Raw genomic sequence first — 3806 nt, 5'->3', positions numbered from 1 at the left:
GTTGCCATTAAGATTGCCAATGGCTCATTATTGACTCCCGACTTTAAAGTTGCTGCCATTTACCTTTTGGAGCAGTTCAGCTCTAACGCCTGGGGAGTAGGAGGTCTGTTCTTCGGGCTGTGGCTTATACCAATGGGTTATACAATTACGAGTTCGCAACGAATGCCCATCTGGCTTGGTAGGTTATTGATGCTTGGTGGCATAGGGTATATCCTGAACACTTTTATCAATTACGCAGGCATTTCTTCCAATTGGGTGGATATACTTACAATACCTGCCACAATCGGCGAATTTTGGATGATTGGGTATTTGTTGATATTTGGAATTCGGCATAAAAAAGATAAAGCTGTAAGTTCATTTTCCCAGACTTAAACAAAAAACGCTGAGCCCTCTGCTATAAAATTTATCTGTATTCTAAGGTAAAGAGATTCTTCATTTCGCTGAAAGGCTTTTTCTAAATTTTAAACTTACCTGAAGCTCCATTCAGAATGACGCTGCCCGATTCAGCACCATCCTTCATCCTTTCTCCCTCACCCCTTATCCTTCCCTCTTCCCCCAATCTAAAATCAAAAATCTAAGATCTGAAATTTTGGCACTTCATCCCTTATCCTTCATCCTTCAATCTAAAATCTAAAATCATCAATCTAAAATCCCTTCTCACCCAAACCTCAAAGTAAACACCGTCTTTTCCCCGACTACAGACTCTGCCTCAAGGCTACCTTTGTGTAGGTTCATGATTTGCCGGGAGATGGCAAGGCCTATGCCGCTGCCTGTTTTTTTGGTAGTATAGAAGGGGACAAAAATCCGTTCGATCGCTTCGGGGACTATTCCTTCTCCATGGTCAACCACCTGGATAAATGGGATAGATTGGTTGTCTGTACTTGCTGATAGGATGATGGTCCTGTTTTCTGCCAGTACCATGGCTTCTTTTGCATTTTTGATCAGGTTGATCAAGATCATCTGGATCAGGTCAGGATCTGCTAGGATTTCCAATTCTTTTGGCTGCAACTTGGGGATAAGTTTGATATCCGCCTTGGTGAGTTCTTCTTTGAGCAATACGCAGATATTTTCAAACATTTGTTCTACAGGAAACCGTTTGATGACCGGTTGTGGGATATTGGTATAATCCCGGTAAGCATTGACAAATTCCACCAATCCGGCACTGCGTTTACTGATAGTTTCAAGGCCCTCGGACAGGTCCATAAAACAGTCTTTTTGCATGACAAGAATCCCGTCATCTTTCTCCTCTACATCTTCTTCCAAGATCGTCCCTAGGGAATTTGCCAGACTCGCAATCGGCGTCATGGAATTCATGATTTCATGTCTCAGGACTTTGGTGAGGTTCTGCCATGCCTGTAATTCATTTTTCTGTAATTCAGATTTGATGTTCTGAAAGGATATCAGGGTCCAGCTATGCCCTTCCATTTTGAAGGAAGCGGATTGGACATTGAGGTGTAGGTCTGAACTGATCTTGATGGAAAAAGAGCCACCAGGCTTTAATTGCAGTACATTTCTGAGAAGGTCAATGGATAATTTGCCCAAGTCATGAATATCTTTGAATTGGGGAATCTGCAGCAATTGCTTGGCAGCGCCATTGATAACACCAATCTTTCCGTCACTGTCAAAGGATAAAATTCCGGTATTGATATGCTGAATCATAATCTGGAGAAACAGCATTTGTTCTTCTTTTTCGGCCCGGGTTTTTTTAAAGGCATCGATGACTTCGTTAAAAGACATGTTCATCTCACGGAATGATTGTCCTAGCTTACTGTCTTTGGTAAAAGAAGATGAAAAATCAGAGTATCTTATGGATTCCAGAAATCTGGTGATTTTTCTATTAGTAGTATTGACATAAGAAATCAGATTCACTGTCAATACCAACACTATGATAGAAAACAAAATCCCCTGTAATTCAGATTGTTCTTTTTGGAAAAAGAAAACACCAACATAGGCAATAGCCACTATGAGTATGACACGGATAATGATGCCTAAGGCAAATGATTTAAAGCCCATACCTCTCTAATCTTCTGTAAAGGGATGAACGAGTAAGTCCCAATTCCTCAGCAGCACGGGTAATGTGCCCATTGTGTTTCTGGAGCGCTTTTCTAATTAGGATTTTTTCCACATCCTCTATATTGAGGTGGTCCAGGCTGACCATTTCTTCTTGTTTTTCGGGTGAAATCTGTTTTTGCATAAACAAGTCTTCAGGCTGTAATATACTATGGGATGTCATGATTACTGCCCTTTCGATACTGTGCTGCAATTCTCTGATATTTCCAGGCCAATGATATTTCTGCATTCTTTTGATGAGGGCTTCACCTGCTTTGCGGATATCTTTGTTGTATTTTTTGGAGTAGATGTCAATAAAATGGTTTGCCAAAAGTGGAATGTCATCCAGTCTTTCTCTTAGGGGGGGCAAAGTGATTTCAATCGTATTGATTCTATAAAGCAAATCCTGTCGGAAGGTGTTTTCATACACCATGTTGTGGATGTTCATATTGGTTGCCGAAATCAACCTTATATTTACCGGAATCACTTTATTGGAACCGACTCTGGTTACTTCCCTATTTTGAAGCACAGCAAGTAATTTGGCTTGGAGGGGTAAGGGAAGGTTAGCTATTTCATCCAAAAACAAGGTGCCTTTGTTTGCCTGTTCAAATCGACCTGCCCTGTCTTCTTTGGCATCTGTAAATGATCCTCTTTTGTGGCCAAAGAGCTCACTTTCAAACAATGTACCGGTAATTGATCCCAGATCTACCCCGACAAAAGCCTCCCGATGTCTCTTAGAATATCGATGGATAGCACGGGCTATCAGTTCCTTCCCTGTTCCGTTTTCTCCCAAAATCAGCACATTTGCATCGGTGGCCGCTACGCGATCTATGGTTTCAAATACTTTGACCATGGGCCCACTTTGCCCAATGATATCCTTGAATTTGCTGTCTATATCCTGATAAAGCTGTTGCTGTTGGTCTTTAAGTTGGGTTATCTCCAATTTGGATTGGCGGAGTTGAAGAGCCGAGTTGAGGGTCGCCAGTAATTTTTCGTTTTCCCATGGCTTCAATACAAAATCCGTTGCACCTTCCTTGATGGCCTTGACAGCGGTATTGACATCCCCGTACGCGGTAATCAAAACCACCACAGCCGAAGAATCTAACTCTAATATCCTGTCCAACCAATAAAAACCTTCCTGACCACTGCTAACGTCTTTGGTGAAGTTCATGTCCAACATGATTACATCATACTGTTCGTTTACAATCAGGATCGGCAGCAAACTTGGGTTGGTTTCAGTATCAACCTGACCAAAATGCCGCTTTAAAAATATTTTGGCTGCTTTGAGCAAATCCTCATTATCATCGACAATCAGAATTTTTCCAGTTTTTTGTTCTTTCATTTGTGAGACGTGAGACGTGAGATTTGAGATGTGAGATTTGAGAACCAAGAAGCGAGAACCGAGAACCGAGAGGCGAGAAACGAGAACCGAGAACCAAGAAGCGAGAACCGAGATCCGAGAAACGAGAACCAAGAAGCAAGAACCAAGATGCGAGAACCATGAGGAGAGATATGTTCTAAACTAATCCCAATTTCGACTGAGACCAAAATCTAAAATCTAAAATCTTAAATTCACCCTCTAACCTCATCCTTCATCCCTTATCCTTTATCCCTCTTCCTTCATCCTTTATCCTTCATCCTTTCTCTTTTTTTTCAAACCTTGTACCGAAATGATACAAACGGACAATGTTTTTTCAAAATCGGGCATTGGATTAAAATTACGCTATTTTTTCATTTTCAATACAAAATAAATATCA

The 3806-nt window shown here is 41.2% G+C and carries 3 protein-coding genes; 1 reads left to right on the top strand and 2 read right to left on the bottom strand.

The features are described from left to right. Positions 1-372, top strand: a 372-nt coding sequence (locus tag ACEW8U_RS16355) for a DUF4386 domain-containing protein (RefSeq protein WP_373523125.1), incomplete at its 5' end; no start/stop codon positions are given. 285 nt (positions 373-657) lie between these two features. Here the strand turns inward: ACEW8U_RS16355 and ACEW8U_RS16350 are convergent. After that, positions 658-2013, bottom strand: coding sequence for a PAS domain-containing sensor histidine kinase (locus tag ACEW8U_RS16350; protein ID WP_373523124.1), 1356 nt, complete (start codon positions 2011-2013; stop codon positions 658-660). Further along, positions 2003-3391: a sigma-54-dependent transcriptional regulator gene (locus tag ACEW8U_RS16345; protein WP_373523123.1), complete on the bottom strand. Its 1389-nt coding sequence runs from the start codon at positions 3389-3391 to the stop codon at positions 2003-2005. The genes ACEW8U_RS16350 and ACEW8U_RS16345 overlap by 11 nt, the downstream gene beginning before the upstream one ends. Positions 3392-3806: the final 415 nt, after the last annotated feature.

Origin of the sequence: Aquiflexum sp., from assembly GCF_041751335.1 — a bacterium.
In the GTDB taxonomy this organism is placed as follows: domain Bacteria; phylum Bacteroidota; class Bacteroidia; order Cytophagales; family Cyclobacteriaceae; genus Aquiflexum.
This window is presented reverse-complemented; position numbering and strand designations above follow the sequence as displayed.